General features: G+C 59.4%; 14 protein-coding genes and 1 pseudogene. 11 read left to right on the top strand and 4 right to left on the bottom strand.

Going from position 1 to position 16,550, the window contains the following annotated elements; translation table 11 throughout:
- Positions 1-46 precede the first annotated feature (46 nt).
- The 4 genes from RHEC894_RS28540 to RHEC894_RS28555 all read left to right on the top strand — a co-directional run bounded on the left by RHEC894_RS28540 (position 47) and on the right by RHEC894_RS28555 (position 4,166).
- Positions 47-646, top strand: coding sequence for a nuclear transport factor 2 family protein (locus RHEC894_RS28540; RefSeq protein ID WP_245339571.1), 600 nt, complete (start codon positions 47-49; stop codon positions 644-646).
- A 261-nt stretch (positions 647-907) separates the two neighbouring features.
- Entirely contained in the window at positions 908-1,768 is an 861-nt protein-coding gene (locus RHEC894_RS28545; protein ID WP_085740053.1) for an SDR family oxidoreductase, read from the top strand.
- Positions 1,769-2,091: 323 nt separating this feature from the next.
- Positions 2,092-3,252: an NADH-dependent flavin oxidoreductase gene (locus RHEC894_RS28550; RefSeq protein ID WP_085740054.1), complete on the top strand. Its 1,161-nt coding sequence runs from the start codon at positions 2,092-2,094 to the stop codon at positions 3,250-3,252.
- Positions 3,253-3,326: 74 nt separating this feature from the next.
- Positions 3,327-4,166, top strand: a complete 840-nt coding sequence (locus RHEC894_RS28555; RefSeq protein ID WP_164517728.1) for an SDR family oxidoreductase — start codon at positions 3,327-3,329, stop codon at positions 4,164-4,166.
- 398 nt (positions 4,167-4,564) lie between these two features.
- On the opposite strand, the gene RHEC894_RS28560 is transcribed toward RHEC894_RS28555, so the two are convergent.
- From RHEC894_RS28560 to RHEC894_RS28570, 3 genes are all read right to left on the bottom strand, one after another.
- Positions 4,565-5,755 (bottom strand): MFS transporter, encoded by a 1,191-nt coding sequence (locus tag RHEC894_RS28560; protein ID WP_348630168.1) that lies wholly within the window; start codon positions 5,753-5,755, stop codon positions 4,565-4,567.
- A gap of 26 nt (positions 5,756-5,781) precedes the next feature.
- Positions 5,782-5,964 (bottom strand): hypothetical protein, encoded by a 183-nt coding sequence (locus RHEC894_RS28565; protein ID WP_010066628.1) that lies wholly within the window; start codon positions 5,962-5,964, stop codon positions 5,782-5,784.
- A 325-nt stretch (positions 5,965-6,289) separates the two neighbouring features.
- Complete coding sequence (locus tag RHEC894_RS28570) at positions 6,290-6,913, bottom strand: nucleotidyltransferase family protein (protein ID WP_085740056.1); 624 nt, start codon at positions 6,911-6,913, stop codon at positions 6,290-6,292.
- A gap of 230 nt (positions 6,914-7,143) precedes the next feature.
- Between RHEC894_RS28570 and RHEC894_RS28575 the strand changes: the two genes are divergently transcribed.
- The 7 genes from RHEC894_RS28575 (at position 7,144) to RHEC894_RS28605 (ending at position 14,502) form a co-directional block, all read left to right on the top strand.
- The gene (locus tag RHEC894_RS28575; RefSeq protein WP_010065698.1) at positions 7,144-7,647 is read left to right on the top strand and encodes a cytochrome P460 family protein; all 504 of its coding nucleotides are present in this window, start codon (positions 7,144-7,146) and stop codon (positions 7,645-7,647) included.
- Positions 7,644-8,342, top strand: a complete 699-nt coding sequence (locus tag RHEC894_RS28580; RefSeq protein WP_085740057.1) for a DUF4405 domain-containing protein — start codon at positions 7,644-7,646, stop codon at positions 8,340-8,342. Before RHEC894_RS28575 ends, RHEC894_RS28580 begins: the two co-directional genes overlap by 4 nt.
- A gap of 139 nt (positions 8,343-8,481) precedes the next feature.
- Positions 8,482-8,973 (top strand): (2Fe-2S)-binding protein, encoded by a 492-nt coding sequence (locus RHEC894_RS28585; protein ID WP_085740058.1) that lies wholly within the window; start codon positions 8,482-8,484, stop codon positions 8,971-8,973.
- Positions 8,970-9,962 carry a xanthine dehydrogenase family protein subunit M gene (locus tag RHEC894_RS28590; RefSeq protein ID WP_085740059.1) on the top strand — a complete coding sequence of 331 codons (993 nt, stop codon included), beginning with the start codon at positions 8,970-8,972 and terminating at the stop codon, positions 9,960-9,962. Before RHEC894_RS28585 ends, RHEC894_RS28590 begins: the two co-directional genes overlap by 4 nt.
- Positions 9,959-12,340: a xanthine dehydrogenase family protein molybdopterin-binding subunit gene (locus tag RHEC894_RS28595; RefSeq protein WP_085740060.1), complete on the top strand. Its 2,382-nt coding sequence runs from the start codon at positions 9,959-9,961 to the stop codon at positions 12,338-12,340. Before RHEC894_RS28590 ends, RHEC894_RS28595 begins: the two co-directional genes overlap by 4 nt.
- A 57-nt stretch (positions 12,341-12,397) precedes the next feature.
- Positions 12,398-13,339, top strand: a complete 942-nt coding sequence (locus RHEC894_RS28600; RefSeq protein WP_085740150.1) for an XdhC family protein — start codon at positions 12,398-12,400, stop codon at positions 13,337-13,339.
- Between the two features lie 269 nt (positions 13,340-13,608).
- Positions 13,609-14,502 carry a LysR family transcriptional regulator gene (locus RHEC894_RS28605; RefSeq protein ID WP_085740061.1) on the top strand — a complete coding sequence of 298 codons (894 nt, stop codon included), beginning with the start codon at positions 13,609-13,611 and terminating at the stop codon, positions 14,500-14,502.
- 482 nt (positions 14,503-14,984) lie between these two features.
- Here RHEC894_RS28605 and RHEC894_RS28610 read toward each other — a convergent pair.
- Positions 14,985-16,391 (bottom strand): annotated as a pseudogene (locus tag RHEC894_RS28610) (ATPase, T2SS/T4P/T4SS family).
- Positions 16,392-16,550: the final 159 nt, after the last annotated feature.

A 16,550-nucleotide genomic window follows, 5' to 3' on the forward strand; every position in this document is an offset into this window, starting at 1 on the left:
GTCTTGGCGCCATCGATCTGACGATCGCAACGATATGGAGACATCGATGTCCAACTTTAAAAATCTCGGCTTTGGCCTTGTTCTGGCAGTTGCCACGGCCGGAGCAGTATCGACTGCTGCCATGATGGCTGCGCCAGCTGCGATCGCCCAGGAAAACAAAGCCGACGTATCCGACAACGTCGGGATCGTCGCCGACTTCCTCAACAACACCGGTGCCGACAAGGTCGAGGCAGCTGCCAAGCGTCTGGTCGCTCCCGATGCTACATACATTTCGTTGAACTTCGACAACCCGGAACTCAAGCAGATCATACCGTGGGTCGGAACCCAGAAGGGGCCAGAAGCCTACAGCAACGCGATTATGCGGGTTCAGCAATTTGGAACACTGGAGGACTTCAAGGTTCTCGACATGTTTGGAGCCGGTGAGAATGTTGCCGTCTTCGGCCAGTTCACCTATCGCGCCAAAGCAACCGGGATTGTCGTTACGTCACCCCTAGCTATTCGCGCCAAGGTCCGCGACGGCAAGATCGTGTTTTTCCAGTTCATGGAAGATAGCTACGGGACGGCCTCCGCGTTCCGGGTGAGCGGCAAGTGGACAGTGAAGACCGATCCTGCCGGTTCAACTTTCGAAGTTGGCAAGGACAACTAAGCCAAACAGGGGCTTCGAATTCGGACATTTGATGCGGTCTCAAAGCTGGACCGCCGCGAATATCTAGGGGCGGAAATCGACGTTGGGGCAAGAAGCGAAACCGGCCTTCCACGCTTATGCAAAGCCAGCGCGCTAACGACCTGTCCGAGCCTCTCCTTCCCTTGCCTAGACTGACACTGGAAGCGGCAACCGCATCGCAGCGTTCTGCGATGTCAATCGCCAGATTCAAAAAACCTAAACACCCAGGAAAGTGAAAGCACCATGACCGATCAGAACCAAGATCAACCTCAGGCATCCATGTCGCGTCGCGGCCTCCTGAGCGCCGTAGCGATCGCTCCGCTGGCAGCGGGCGTGGTTGTGGAAACTGCCTCTGCGGAGACCGCTCGCGGCGGCACCGGAAAAGCGGCCATCGTGACAGGATCGTCCCGTGGAATCGGCGCCGCTGTGGCCAAGCGTCTTGGGCGCGAGGGATACACGGTGACAGTGAATTTCATTGTGAACCGCGATCTCGCCGATGCGGTCGTGCGCGACATCGAGAGTGCAGGCGGAAAAGCAATCGCGGTCCAGGCAGACATAAGCGACCCCGACGCGGTGCGCCGACTTTTTGACGAAAACGACAAGGCTTTCGGTGGCGTCGACGTTGTTGTCGCAAATGCGGGGATCATTCGTCAGACACCCATGAGCGACATGACGGATGAAAACTTCAATCGATTGGTTGACGTCAACATGAAAGGCGGCTTTTACACGATGCGCGAAGCTGCACGGCGCGTTCGTGACAATGGTCGCATTATCACGTTGTCTTCCACCGTCGCGCACGCGAGATTGCCCGCCTCCGGGCCCTATGGAGCCACCAAGGCCGCGCAGGAGATCTATGCCAATGTCCTGGCCAAGGAACTGGCAGGGCGCATGATTTCCGTCAACGCGATAGCGCCGGGTCCGGTCAATACCACGCTGTTCACGGACTTGAATAACGCGCAGGCGATTGCCGGTTTTGTCCAACGCACGCCGCATCATCGACTCGGTGAACCGGAGGACATTGCGAATGTCGTCGCTGCCTTGTGCTCGTCAGACGGCATGTGGGTGAACGGCCAGACGATTCTCGCGAATGGTGGTCTGATCTGAATCTCACGGCTCAGGCAGAACCCGCGCATACGCGGCTGCCTGATGCCATGGGACGGCCAATTATCCCTACGGCCGTTTCGGTGCCTTGCAGCGGGAGCGATATATCGACTCGAGCGATCAGGCGCTGAAGGAACTGGCGTCTTAAATCCCATCCATGTGGAAATCCGGCCGCAGATGATCCTGCGGCAGGATTTTGCTTTGCTGCGGCCGTATTCAGAAATGCCGTTTCTAACCGCATGCAGATTAGGCAGAATAATCAACACGCGTCTTCGTTGTTAGATGTCTGTTGAGAAACAGCCACACTGCAAGAAAGACCGCTTATCATGAACACTCCACTCTTCGAACCGTTCACCTTTCCGAACGGATTGACCCTCCGGAACCATGTCGTCATGGCGCCGATGACCACATGGTCTGCCAGCGACGACCAAACGGTCTCCGGCGAGGAAGTCAGCTACTACCGGCGCAGGGCACAGGGTGTTGGCCTGGTGCTGACAGGCTGCACGCACGTTACGGCAAACGGGATCGGCTTCACCGGCGAATTCGCGTCCTACCACGACAAGTTCACACCAAGTCTGCGCCGGCTGGCAGAAGCCGCCAAAAGCGGTGGAGCGCCGGCGGTGCTTCAGATTTTCCATGCCGGCAACAAGGCAGAGGCAAGTCTGGTACCTGCCGATGATGTCGTAAGCGCCAGCTCGGTCCCGGTGGCTGCGGGACCTTTCAACGCTGGTGGAGTGACGCCACGCCCCTTGAGCCATGACGAAATCCTGGACGTGATTTCTGCCTTCGGCGCAGCCACGCGCCGCGCCATTGAAGCCGGCTTTGACGGGATCGAACTCCACGGCGCACACGGCTTCCTGCTGCAGAACTTCTTCTCGCCGCTCTACAATCAGCGCGACGACGAGTGGGGTGGGTCGCCCGAAAACCGGATGCGTTTTCCGATCGCCGTCGTCATCGAGGTCAAGCGGGTCATCGACGAATTTGCGAAGCGGCCCTTCCTTTTGGGATATCGCATTTCGCCCGAGGAACCCGAAGAGGGTGGTCTTCGTATCGATGACGCCTACGGCTTGATCGACCGCCTTATCGAAGCTGGCGTGGATTACGTCCACGCGTCGCTGAGCAACGTGCTTGAAGCAAAGCCCATTGACGGCAGCGACGATCGCACGATCGCGGAGCTGATCGCCACCCGCGTGGCAGGACGCGTCCCGGTTATCGCGGCCGGCCAGATCAGGACACCTGACCAGGCAAGGAGCGCGCTCGACCTCGGCCTGTCGCTCGTGGCGGTCGGCCAGGGGCTGGTCATCAATCCCAATTGGGTCGAGTTGTCGAAGAATGGCAGCGAAAATCAGATCGAGGTTGAGGTCAGAACCTCGAAGGTTCCTGAGATCGAGATCCCCGGCAAACTGTGGGGCGTTATCCAGGCTGCCACCGGCTGGTTCAAGGTCAAAGACGACCGCCCGGAAGAAATCCAAAAAGCAAGGGCCTAACACCTCCTCTCTAAACCCCGGCGGTGCTGGCGATTCAGTCAGCCCAAGCGGGATTCAACACCAAGGAAATATCTATGAGTAAAGTTTGGATGATCACCGGCGCCGGCCGCGGCATGGGCCTGGATTTCGCCAAGGCGGTTCTGGCCGCCGGCGACAAGCTGATTGCCACCGGTCGCAACCCCGAGCGGGTTGCCAAGGCAATCGGACCATCGGAGACTCTGCTGGTAACCACGCTGGATGTGACAAAGCCGGCCGACGCAGTCTCCGCCGTCGATGCAGCGATCGACCGTTTCGGACGCATCGACGTGCTGGTCAACAATGCTGCAAGCTTCTACGCCGGGTATTTCGAGGATCTGACACGGGAGCAGATGGATCTGCAGCTGGCGAGCGGTCTCATCGGCCCCATGAATGTCACGCGCGCCGTGCTGCCGGTGATGCGGCGCCAGGGGGCCGGCAAGATCGTATCGATCTCGTCGACGGCAAGCCTGGTGGGGTTTGAATTCTGCAGCGCCTACGCTGCAGCAAAGTTCGCGTTGGATGGCTGGATCGAGTCGCTGCAGCCTGAAGTGGCCCCGTTTGGTATCGAGACCATGATCGTCAATCCGGGCTTCTTCCGCACAGAGCTTCTGAGCGACGATTCCACCCAGTACGCTGCGTCAGCCGTCAGCGACTACGCCGAACGGCGAGCCCAGAACATTGCTGGCTGGAAGTCCGCCAACGGTCAGCAGCCGGGTGACCCGGCCAAGCTCGCCCATGCGCTGATCACGTTGGTCAACCTGCCCGAGTTGCCCCGCCGCTTCATCGCCGGCGCCGACGCGGTCGGCATGGTCGAACAGAAGCTTGCCTTGGTGCAGCAGCAGATCGACGCCCACAAGGAACTGTCCAGCTCTCTTGCCTTCGACACACAGGCCTGAAAGCGCTATCAGCGGGTGGCTGTAAGCCACCCGCTCAATCTTCTGTATTCTTCCGTCACCAAGATCGACAACCATCCCCACGATCTGATTGCGTCGGTCTCATCAGCCAAAGAAAGCCATGCGTGAACGGACCATGATGGCCAAAGCGATAAAACAGGTCAGCCAATAATACGACGCACCCGGCGTCGGCCAGGCGCTGTGTCATGCCGAAAAGGGATTCTCGGGGGCCTCCCGCCCATATGGAGAAGAACGCCCGATGACCCCGATGGTACGCTGGCGTCTTCCTCCGGCCGGAGTACGCAGACTTGTGCTTCGCCGTCTGGCATCCTGATCGGGATGTTCTCAGCTCACGGATGCTTCGATGGTGGGCCGACAGCTATGTATGCCTTCAGGGGCGTTCACGCGACGTCGCGGTCGACACTCGTGGTGCCGAGTGTCTTCCTCCCGCCGAACCAGATGGCCAGTGCAAGCACCGCTAACGACACGCCACACAGCATTAGCGCCGTCCATCCTCCCCAGGACCACAGCGGTCCTGACAAAGCCGATCCCACGGCCCCGCCGACAAAATTGCAAGCCACGAAGGCTGTGTTAAGTCTGCTTCGGGAGGCTGGATCAACCGACAGAATACGCGACTGATTGAGCACGTTCACTGCCTGGATCGCCACATCCAGCAGGAGGACAGCCAGAAGCACCATAAGAATACAGCCAGCACCCACCGTGGCTACCAGGAGAGATGCCGTTGCAAGACAGATAGCCAAGCCTGTAACGGTGACCGACCAGCCACGATCGTGGAACCTGCCGACGCGCCGCGCAGCAAGCGCCCCGGCAAGGCCGACAAGACCGACGAGGCCGATTTGGGCGACCGAATAGGAATGGGGAGGAGCGCTCAGTAAAAATGTCAGTCCGGTCCAGAAGAGGGTGAAGACGGAGAACGCAAGAGCGCCGATCAACAGGGTGACTTGAACGGTGCGGTATCTCCCCACGATTTGGAAGACAGACAGAATGAGCTTGCGGTAGGCAACGCGAGGCCGTGGCTGTTCGGCGGGGATTACGAACCAAAGCACAGCTGCCATAAGGAGCGTACATAGTGCGGCGACACCGTAGAGGACGCGCCAGCCAAAGGCGTCGGAAAGAACGCCGCTGACCGTCCTGGACAAAAGGATCCCCGCCAACAGGCCCGAGACGATGGTGCCGACGACCTTACCGCGTTCTTCAGGTGATGCCAGATCTCCGGCAAGGGGTGTCAGGAGCTGGCCGGCGACGGTGGTCATGCCGACGGCAGCAAGGGCAACTGCCAGGACCATAAAATTCGGCGACAACGCGCCGCCGAGAAGTGCCAGAGCCGAGCAGGCCATGACGCCTGGTATGAGACTTCGCCGCGCGAGCACGTCACCAAGAGGGACGATCAGGAGGACACCGACCGCGTAACCGATCTGGGTCATGGTCACCAGCAGGCCGACCCTTCCGGTGGATACCTGAAGTGCTGAGGCGATTTCAGTGAGGAGCGGCTGTGCCCAGTAAAGGTTCCCAACGGCAATCCCGCCTGCGATCGCGAACAACACCGCGAGCCTGCTCGACAACCCGTCCACCTGCCGGTTCTTCGCATTTGTGTTGCTTAGCTGCACTGGGTGACTTTCGCTGAACCCATTTCACCGGCCATCGCAGACCAGCCTGCCTGCACAGTCCCATGCAGATCCAGGCTTGCGAGTGTCATGCCGCTAAGAACGACAGCAACGAGCAGCACGCCGGAGCCCAGGCTGCGCGCATTGACATGATAGTTTTTCGGATCGTATGACATCTTTATAAGTTCCTGATTGCGTCCTTGAGGACAGCTTTGGATCAATTCATACGAGCGTTATCGGCAAAATCCGGATGGTTGATAACCCACGCAATTCCGCATGAGTTTAGAAACCAGGCTTATGAATGAGCGGCGACGCGGCACGGCGTGTCGCGCCACGTGAAGTACGCACCGGTATAGTCGCTGCGCTGCGGCCGTTAAATGCCACGAGAAACTCGATGCAAACATCTCTCCATTTTAGGCGGGGATGGCATCCGTGCGGGCCGCGGCGAAACTAACCGACGGCGGACTAGGTGGAACCTGCCAAACGGTCCGTTGCCGCGGCTCAGTCAAGCAACACGCCTCCGTTTTCAATAACGGCCGTCGGCGTATCGACGTCAAGCAAAGCGGCCGGACCGATATCGATCATCACGACCGGGAGTTTGCTATCGGCAATCAGCTCTCTTGCCCCGACATCGCCTGACAGTCTGATCAAGCGGTCGTAAAGGACTTTGGGGAACACGACGGGATGTCCAGGCTTGTTACCAAAGCTCGCCCGCACAATCGCTTCCCCACCGGATTGCCGGAAGGCCTGTACCACACTATCGATATGCTCGGTGACGATGCCGGGCATATCTGCCAACATGACAATCACCCCATCGCACTCGGCAATTTGAGGATGCGAGACGCCGCAAGCCACCGAGCTCGCCATGCCGGTCAGGTAAGACGGATTGAACGAGGTGGCGATGTCGAGGCCCGTCAAGGCCGCTTCGATATCTCCTTGCCGATGGCCCGTCACGGCAACGACCGGCGTAGCATTTGAGGCCAGCAATACAATTGCGGAACGCCGCACCAGCGGCACGCCATCAAACTCGGCCAGCAGCTTATGCTGGCCGTTTGCTCCCATGCGCTTTGCCTGTCCGGCCGCCAGCAAGATGGCAGCTACTGAAACGTCTTTGCGTTGTTCCATGCTTCCTCCACCTACTCCCATCGGTTCTATCACCGGATGGGTCCGTTCAACTAGCGGCCCCCGTCCAATTTCGTTTTGAGCAGAAAGGGACAAGCCAGTCGCCGAACAGCCGATTTAGAAGGCTGCTTTCTAACCTCATGCAAACGCAGGCGTCTAATGCGATGGGCGGTAGCAGGGTACTCCTACGCTTGAATCCCATTCACTCCCGATACTCAACGTGAGGACCCTCAATGCCTTCATCGAGACAACGGTCGGTCCGCGCAAGCATCGCCGGCATTATCTGCTTATTTGCCGCAATCGCCGGTACAGGCATGATGGGCGGCCAAGCGGTAGCGCAGGCAACCGGCAATCGTGCGACCTTCCCGAAGAACTTCAAAGACTACGTGCTTTACGGCACCTACGACCGTGGTTCTTCAAAAGAAGAGGCTTTTGCCACTGCCGAGACCATAGCGATTGCAAAGTCCGGCAAGCCGCTGCCGCCCGGCACCCAGCTGGTGCTTGGAATCTGGACGGATTACAAGCTTGTGAGCTACTTCGTGATGGAAAAAGGCGTCGATTGGGGCCTCGCGTCCTCCGAAGATGAGCGGACCGGCGACTGGCATTTCCAGCAGTTCGATACCAATGGACAGATCAAACGGGAAGCAATCGCCGATCGCTGTCAGTCGTGCCATGGCGGACAGGCCGATAATGATTTCATGTTCACAACCGACAGAATGCGGGCATACCTTCCTTGAAGCCGCTGTTTCTCTTTCGTCTGATCCTGGATCTGCTCACGGTCAGCCTGTTGCTGGCCGCATTCGCCTACGATTGGTTCGGCAACGCAGCCCACGAGATTATCGGCACCTTGATGTTCGTACTGTTGATCAGCCACAACATCTTCAATCGGCGCTGGTATGGCGTGGTCGCAAACGGCTGGCAGGAACCGCGCAGCGTTTTCAGCAAGACCATCACGCTCTGTCTTCTGGTCATGATGGTGGGCCTGCTCGCCACCAGCGTCATCATCTCGCAGACCGTCTTCGACTTCCTGGCACTTCGGAGCAGCTTCACGGCACGACAGATCCACGCGCTCATCGCCTATCTCGTACTCCTGATTGCGGCCCTTCATCTCGGGCTGCAATGGTCGATGATCATGCGGGTTATAGGGCAGGCCCTGCAAGTCGAGACGAATACCCGAATTCCGACCGCGACTTTGCGCGGCCTGGCGTTTCTGATCGCCCTCTACGGCTTTCAAAGCCTGTTCGTTATCGATATCGGACCCAAGCTTCGGTTGGAGACGACCTTCAGTTTCTGGGACTTCGAGGCGGCGGCAGTCGAATTTATCCTGCGGCATGCGGCGATTATCGCACTGTGCGTCATGATCGTGCACTACAGCCTCAGGTTGCTCAGCTTTTACAGGCGATATCGGCGCGCTCCCGGGATCACGGAGTGAATCATCAGGGATGACCCCGCTAACATCGCGCGCGATTTAGCAATCCCCTTTCTAACCCCATGCAGTTTTGGACCACTAATTGCTCGTCAGCAATGGAGCTAGGTTCGATCATCGATACCTGGGTTCGAGAGGAGACGAGATGTCAACCGCCCGACAATTATCGCTGGAGGTAAATGGCAAAAGCCATGACCTCCAACTCGACATACGAACGACGTTGCTTGACGCGCTTCGCGAGCACGCCGACCTGCCTGGAACGAAGAAGGGCTGCGATCACGGACAATGCGGCGCCTGTACCGTTCACGTCGATGGCCAGCGTGTCCTGAGCTGCCTCACCCTGGCGGCCCAGGTCGAAGGCCATCCGGTTACGACGATCGAAGGTCTGCAGTCCGCCGACGGTGTTATGCATGCGGTTCAAACCGCCTTTATCGAGCATGATGCCTTCCAGTGTGGATATTGCACGCCTGGCCAGATCATGTCGGCCGTCGCCTGTATTCGCGAAGGCCATGCCGGCACGGACGAGGACATCCGCGAATACATGAGCGGCAATATCTGTCGGTGCGGCGCCTACCCGCATATCGTGGCCGCGGTGCGCGATGCCGCAAGCCGCCTCAAGAAGGAGGCAGCACAATGAGAACCTTTGATTATTTGCGCGCTGAAGACACCGCAACCGCCATTGTCGAGGCCGCCAAGCCCGAGACGAGGTTCCTTGCGGGCGGCACCACGCTGCTCGATCTGATGAAACTGAATGTCGAGCGGCCAGCGCACCTGGTCGATATCACCCGCCTGTCCGGTCTCGACGTGATCGGGGTCTCGGCAGATGTCATTCGGATCGGTGCGCTGGCAAAGATGAGCAAGGTTGCAGATCACGCCGACATCAAGGATGCCGCACCAGCGCTGTCCGAAAGTCTTTGGCGAGCCGCATCGGCGCAGCTGCGCAACATGGCGTCCATCGGCGGCAACCTTATGCAGCGAACACGCTGCACCTATTTTCGCGATCCCGGCGCCTACCCGAACTGTAATAAGCGTAATCCAGGCTCGGGCTGCGCAGCGCTTGAGGGTGTCAACCGCAACCACGCTGTGCTCGGCACCAGCGACGCCTGCATCGCCATCTATCCCGGCGATTTCGCTGTCTCGCTTGTGGCTTTCGACGCCACCGTTCTCGTTCAAGGATCGGTCGAACGCCGCATTCCCGTCGACGACTTTTATCTGCTACCGGGCCAGACACCACATATCGAGCACGCGCTTGCACCCGGCGAGATCATCGTCGGCATCGAGATCCCCCGGGTCGCCGCGTTGAAGCGGTCGCATTATCTCAAGGTCCGGGATCGCGCATCCTATGAGTTCGCCGCCGCCAGCGCCGCGGTCGGTATCGAACTTGAAGACAACGGCAAGACGATCCGCGATGTGCGCATTGCCGTCGGTGGCGTGGCAACCAAACCTTGGCGTCTGCGCACTGTAGAAGATTCGCTGAAGGGCAAACCTCTCGACGAGGCGACGCTTCGGACTGCTGCTGCAGCCGCCGTCGATGGCGCAAAGTCGAGCGGACACAATGCGTTCAAGATCGAGCTGACACCGAAGGTCGTGGCACGCGCCCTGATGACGGTAGGAGATATCGCATGACAGAAAAGAACGATTTCACACTCGACCGCCGCACCGTCATGAAACTCGGCGCGGGCGTCGCTGTTGTCGCCGGCGCCGGCGTTAATCTCGCGCCGGGCGCTTTTGCCGCCGAACCGGCGACTGCAAAGGCGCCAGCTCTTGGTTACCGTCTTTCCCGCGCAGAAGGTCCCTTGAAGGTCTCCGGCCAGGCCCGGTATGCCCTCGAGCAGAAGCTCGAGAACATGGCCTATGGCGTAACCGTCCAGTCGACCCGTCCGGCAGGGCGTATCGTCAATATCGACACCTCGGCCGCCAAAGCTGTCCCCGGTGTCATCGACGTCTACACTCATCAGAATACCCTGAAGATCAACAAGCCGACCGTCTATAGCAAGGGCGGCGGCGCCACGGAGGAATTCACGCCGATCCAGGACGATGTCGTTCGCTTTAACGGTATGCATATCGCCCTCGTGGTTGCAGAAACCTTCGAAGCGGCGACGGAAGCGGCTGGCCTCCTCAAGGTCGAGTACGAGGACGGCGATGCCATTCTCGACATCAACGATCCCAAGGCAAAGGCGCAGCTCATCGAACCGATGGGAGCGGCGTGGGGCGATGCGGCGGCAGGGTTGGCCAGCGCCGATGTCAAGGTCGATGTCACCTATACGACCGCGCGGGAATACAACGTGCCGATGGAGCCACATGCGACCATCGCCTCCTGGGATAACGGCAAGATCACTGTCTGGGAACCCAGCCAGTGGGTTGGTGGCGCCAGAAGCGTCGTGGCCGAATTCCTGGGCATCGAAATCGAAAACGTCCGGGTGATCTCGCCTTATGTCGGCGGCGGGTTCGGGTCCAAGATCGGCGCCCATCCCCATGTGGGACTGGCCTGCGCTGCCTCGCGCAAGCTTGGCCGGCCCGTCAAAGTTTCGCTCACGCGTCCTCAAACGTTTACGGGGCTTGGCGGCCGTCCGGCGACCCGGCAGGCGCTTTCCATCGGCGCCGCCAAGGATGGAAAGATCACGTCGATCGTCCATGAGAGCTGGAACGAGACGGCGATCGACGAAGTTCATGTCGAGGCCTGCAACAATGTGACGAAGATCATGTACGCGACGCCGAACTTCTCGACGCGTCTGAATGTCGTGCCCGTCAATACCGTCCAGCCCGGCTGGAAGCGCGGTCCGGGCGAAAACCCGAGCGCCTACGCACTGGAAAGCGCGATTGATGAGCTGGCCTATGCTCTTAACATGGACCCGGTCGCTCTGCGCCTCGCCAATTGGGCAGAAGTCGACCCCAGCAACAGCATGCCGTGGACCACGCGGCAGTTGCGGGAAGCCTACGCCGCCGGTGCTGAAGGCATTGGCTGGTGGGAGCGCAACCCTGTCCCGCGCTCGATGCGCGAAGGTCGCGAGTTGATAGGCTATGGCATGGCCGCCGGATCGTATCCCATGATCCGCACCGCCAGCGAAGCCAAGCTCGTCTTCCATACCAGCGGGCAAGTCGAGGTTCTGAGCGCAGCCACCGACATGGGAACGGGAACCTATACGATCCTCGCCCAGACCGCTGCAGACGCCTTGGGCGTTCCCGTCGAGACTGTCGTGGTTCGGTTGGGCGATACCAACCTCCCGAGATCGGCGCTCGCCGGCGGCTCCCAGCAAGCCAATAACCTTTCGGGAGCCGTGGACACGGCTGCCAGAAACGCGCGCGATGCGTTGCTGCACCTTGCTGCATCCGATCCGAAGTCGCCATTACAATCCTTGAAGCTGGCGGAACTGACCTTTGAGAACGGCGCAATACGCCCGACCCGTCGGCTGGCGGGCGGCATCAGCATCGGGGAGTTGCTGAAGGCCGTGGGTAAGGACACACTGGAGATCGAGGGCAACACCTTTGCTCCCGGCGCCACCGAGGACATGAAAAACGCCGCCGACCGTAGTTTTGCCCAGTTGAAAGGTCCTGCGGAAGGAGGGGTCTCAGCTCATAGCTGGTGTGCTCACTTCGTTGAGGTTCGCGTCGATGAGGATTTTGGCACCATCCGCGTCAAGCGCATGGTTTCGGCCTTTTGTTGCGGCCGAATTTTCAATCCGAAGCTGGCTGAAAGCCAGTGGATCAGCGGTATGGTCATGGGTCTCGGGCAGACACTGTTGGAAGAAGGTTTTATCGACCAGCGGGACGGCCGCACAGTCAATGCAAACTTTGCGGACTATGCCGTCCCGGTCAATGCCGACGTGCCTGACATCCAGGTGATCTCCGTCGGTATTCCCGACATGCAGGCAACGGCGCTTGGCGGCAAGGGCGTTGGCGAGATCGGTGTTGTCGGGGTTGCACCGGCCATCGGCAATGCCGTCTACCACGCGACGGGCAAGCGCATCCGCAGCCTGCCGATCACCCTCGAAAAGCTGGCTTGAAAAGACGACCGCTACGGCAAAGCCTTGCCGTAGCGGTCTCATTCGTTGGGACCCTTCATGCTGACCTCGTTTTCCGTGCTCCACTCGCCCCCCTTACCCTTCTGCGCCTTCATGACCGATGACCCTGAGGCGATCGTCAACTATGCGGCCGATGGCGCCGAGACGAAATATGGGAGCGCGTTGGTGACGCTTGTCGAGATCCGCGGCGGTGCTGCACGCGCACTTGGCGCTCAAATGGCCGTTCGTGGTGATGGCGGTTATTGCGGTTATGTTTCCGGCGGCTGTACGGAAGCCGCGGTGGCAGCAGAGGCGATAGCCGCACTCAATAGGGGTATGGACAGATATCTCCGTCTCGGTGAAGGCTCGCAGTTCTTCGACATCATACTCCCATGCGGCGGAGGCATCACATTGGCGATTCACGTGGTCAAGGACGTGAAGCCGCTCCGTCAAATTCTGTCGGCGCTCCAAAAACGCAGGAGGATCGCGCTGCGTTACGACCCTGGCACTCAAACGATAAGTGCCGTTAAGTCACAAGAGAAAGTAGCGGGCGTTTGGAGCGGTCCATCGTTCTTGCGTTCCTATAAACCAAACCCCCGGTTAATTCTCTGCGGGCGCGGGATCGAACTCGTGACGACATCCAGGGTCGCTCTCGCCTCGGAATTCGAAGTCCTGACCTTCGATCAGACATCCCGGGATTTCGACACCAGCGCCATAGACCAGGACACAGCAGTCGCGCTGCTCTATCATGATCTCGACCAGGAACTGGCCTGGTTGAAGGCAGCGCTGCGCGCAAAGCCCTTCTACATAGGAGCACTCGGCAGCAAACGAACGCATGAGCGCCGTTGCGCGGCGCTGTGGGCATTGGGCTTTACACTTGCCCAGACAGACCGGATCAAGGCGCCGATCGGAATGTTCGGGCCGACGCGCGATGCCAACGCTCTTGCACTATCGGTCGTGGCAGATATCGCCCAGGCGTATTCGGTCCATCAACTTCACTGATCTGCAGAAACCAGAATCAAGTCGCCCGATTCAGATCGTCAGGTCGTATTTTCTCTTGTCGCCAAAGCTTTCGATCGTCACGGCCCAGAATTGATGCACCCATGCGTTTCCAGCCTCCGGCGAAGGCGGTCCATGATTAGGACGAGCCGAGCGCATTCAGCAACGACGGTCGCTCACGACAATTCAATCTGTTGTGAATGGGGAATCCAACGAGGACAACCAGTGGCCATATAGTATAATCAGCCTGAAGCTAGAAGCAGGATCTATGAATGAGAAACGGCGACTTTAGCGAACTTGCAGCCTTTATCGCCGTTGCCGAAGCCGGGACTTTCACGCGCGCCGCCGCCAAGCTCGGACTGTCTCAGTCCGCTGTCAGTTATTCGGTCAGGATGCTCGAACAGAAACTCGGAGTGCGGCTGATCTCTCGCACCACTCGAAGCCTGTCGCTGACGGATGCCGGTCAGCGGATGCTACGAAATCTTCGGCCCTCGTTCGAAAACATCGAGAATGAGATCGCGGCAATTACCGCACTTCGCGACAAACCCTCTGGCACGATCCGCATCACGACGTTTCGGTATGCCGCCACCAGCGTGCTCTGGCCCGTTGTGACGAAATTCCTGGCGGAATATCCAGACATCGAAATGGAGGTAATTCTCGACGAGGGACTGACGGATATCGTCGCGGACCGCTTCGATGCCGGTATTCGCGTTGGAGAACAGGTTCAAAAAGATATGATTGCGGTCAGGATTGGGCCGGACCTTCGTATGGCAGTTGTGGGCTCACCCTCCTATTTCGCGAACAGGAAAATCCCGCAAACACCTCGGGACCTCGGCGAGCATTTGGGCGTCAGCTACCGACAGACGACAGGCGGCGGGTTGTATGCCTGGGAATTCGAGCGCGACGGCGAGGAACTGCAAGTCCGAATGAACGGTCCGCTGATCATGAACGATGGACTCATGCTGGAATCAGCTGCGTTGGACGGGCTGGCGCTTGCCTACACGTTCGAGAGCCAAGTTGCTCCATACGTCGCGGACGGCCGGCTTATCAGGGTTCTTGATGACTGGTGCCAGCCTTTTTCAGGCTATCACCTGTATTATCCGAGTAGACGCCAGCACACGGCTGCGTTTGCTCTGCTCGTCGAGGCACTTCGATTCAAAGGTTGACGTTAGCTCATCGCTCACAGCGTGGATGTCAACGTATCAACCGCATCTAAATCAAAGATGCACCAGCCCTTACTGAGGGTCGGTGGTTGGGTTCCCTTCAAGGCGAGGAATTGCACCGCCGCTGAGTCATCGTTACCTTCTGGGAGCGTCACCGGGTCGAAAAAGGACGCGTTCGGCGTGCCGGTAGCGGGTCATGACTTCTTCCCGTGCTGCACCTCGCGCACTTCACTCCTGGTGGCGAAGAATCGGAGGCCTCGACATGTCGCTTCATCACACGAACGGGCAGCGACGATCATAAAAAGGAGAGAGACTGTTTGTCGCCAGTCCCTCTGGCAAAGCCCGTAACCTCTACGCAGTTATGCTCAGTTCGTTTGCGGGGAGCGTTATGAGTGCAGCGAGCGTTGTCGTCTTCGAGACGCTTCAGCTCTTACCAAGCTTCAAGAGTCGGGCAGACAGCCCCAGGTGGCGTCCGCCGAGAGGTTTCAAGCCGTTTCCCGCGTGGTGGCTTCGGCCTTCATCCATTCGGAGCGTTCTGCGCCTTGCAACTCTTCCACCGCATCGGGGGCGAAGCTCGGGACGGCACCTGTCCAGAGCAGGGCGCCGTCGGAGTTGGAATGGCCGTCGCCTTCGAGCTTATAGATGCTTTCGACGATATATTGGCCGTCCTCGTTGAGACCCTTGATCTCGGAAATCTCGATCACCCGGCGCCTGCCGGTGCGTTTGAAGCGGGCGATCTGCACGACGACGTCGACCGCCGAGGCGATCTGGGCGCGTAGCGGCCGCAGCGGCATGTCGATATCCGACATCAGCGCCAGCGTTTCCAGCCGGTGCAGGGCGTCGTAGGGCGTGTTCGCATGCACCGTCGACAGGCTGCCGCTATGGCCCGAGGTCATCGCCTGGATCATGTCGAGCGCCTCGCCGCCGCGGCACTCGCCGACGATGATGCGGTCGGGCCGCATGCGCAGCGACGAGCGGAACAGGTCGCGGATGCTGGCGCCGCCGCGGCCGAAACGGTCGGGCTTGGTCACTTCGAGATAGACGACATGCTCTTTGCGGATCTGCAGTTCCGAGGTGTCCTCAATGACGATGATGCGCTCGTGGTCGGCAAAGGCTTCCGACAGGGCGTTCAGCATCGTCGTCTTGCCGGTGCCGGTGCCGCCTGAAATGATGACGTTCTTCTGCAGCCCGACGGCCGCCTGCAGCAGCGTCAGCGACTGCTCGGTCAGGCTGCCCTGGGTGACGAGATCGCGGATGCTGCGGTGCTCTTTCAAAAAGCGGCGGATGGAGATGCAGAGGCCGGTGCGGGCGGCGGGCGGCTGGATCATCTGCACGCGCGAGCCATCCGGCAGGCGGGCTTCGACGCTCGGCTCCTCCGGCGTCAGCCGTTTGCCGGAGAATTGCGCGATGCTGCGCGCGGCCGATTCCAGGTCCTCGCGGCTGGCAAACCGCGTATCGGCGCGTTCGAGCTTGCCGCGCCTTTCGACGAAGATATCGGATGTCCCGTTGATCAGGATTTCGGAAACGCTCGGATCCTCGAGCAGGAAGCGGATCGGCCCCAGGAGCTTGTCCAGCGCCCGAGTCAGGACCTGGAAGGTCGCCTGTTCGGCGGCGTCGTCGGAAACGGCCTTCATCAGAGCGGCATCCCCACCAGAACCGTGCTCATGCCGAACAATGTCGCCATCATCTGGACCGCGGTCGGAAAGAACATCATCAGCGGAATGAGGACCAGTGCAAGTATCAGAATGCTGCTCATCGTTTCCATGGTTTTCTCTCCGGAACGACTGAAGGGCCAAGCCCAATCTGTCGGATAAGCTTAATCCAGATCGTCAAGCAACGCCATGGTCGCGTCCCCGCGCGGGCGGCGGATCTCGTGCTTCTGTTCCATCTATTCTATCGCCTTGAAAGAATTGACCAATTATGGGGCAGTGAACGATAGCGCGCAATGCCGGCGAAGAACGCGTTCCAAAGGGCAAAACTATAGCAGGTTCAGGCGGTTAGTTTGGAATTTCAGCCGTCAACTGCGTTTCATCATGAGACGCCTCCAAGAC

Origin of the sequence: Rhizobium sp. CIAT894, assembly GCF_000172795.2 — a bacterium.
In the GTDB taxonomy this organism is placed as follows: Bacteria; Pseudomonadota; Alphaproteobacteria; order Rhizobiales; family Rhizobiaceae; genus Rhizobium.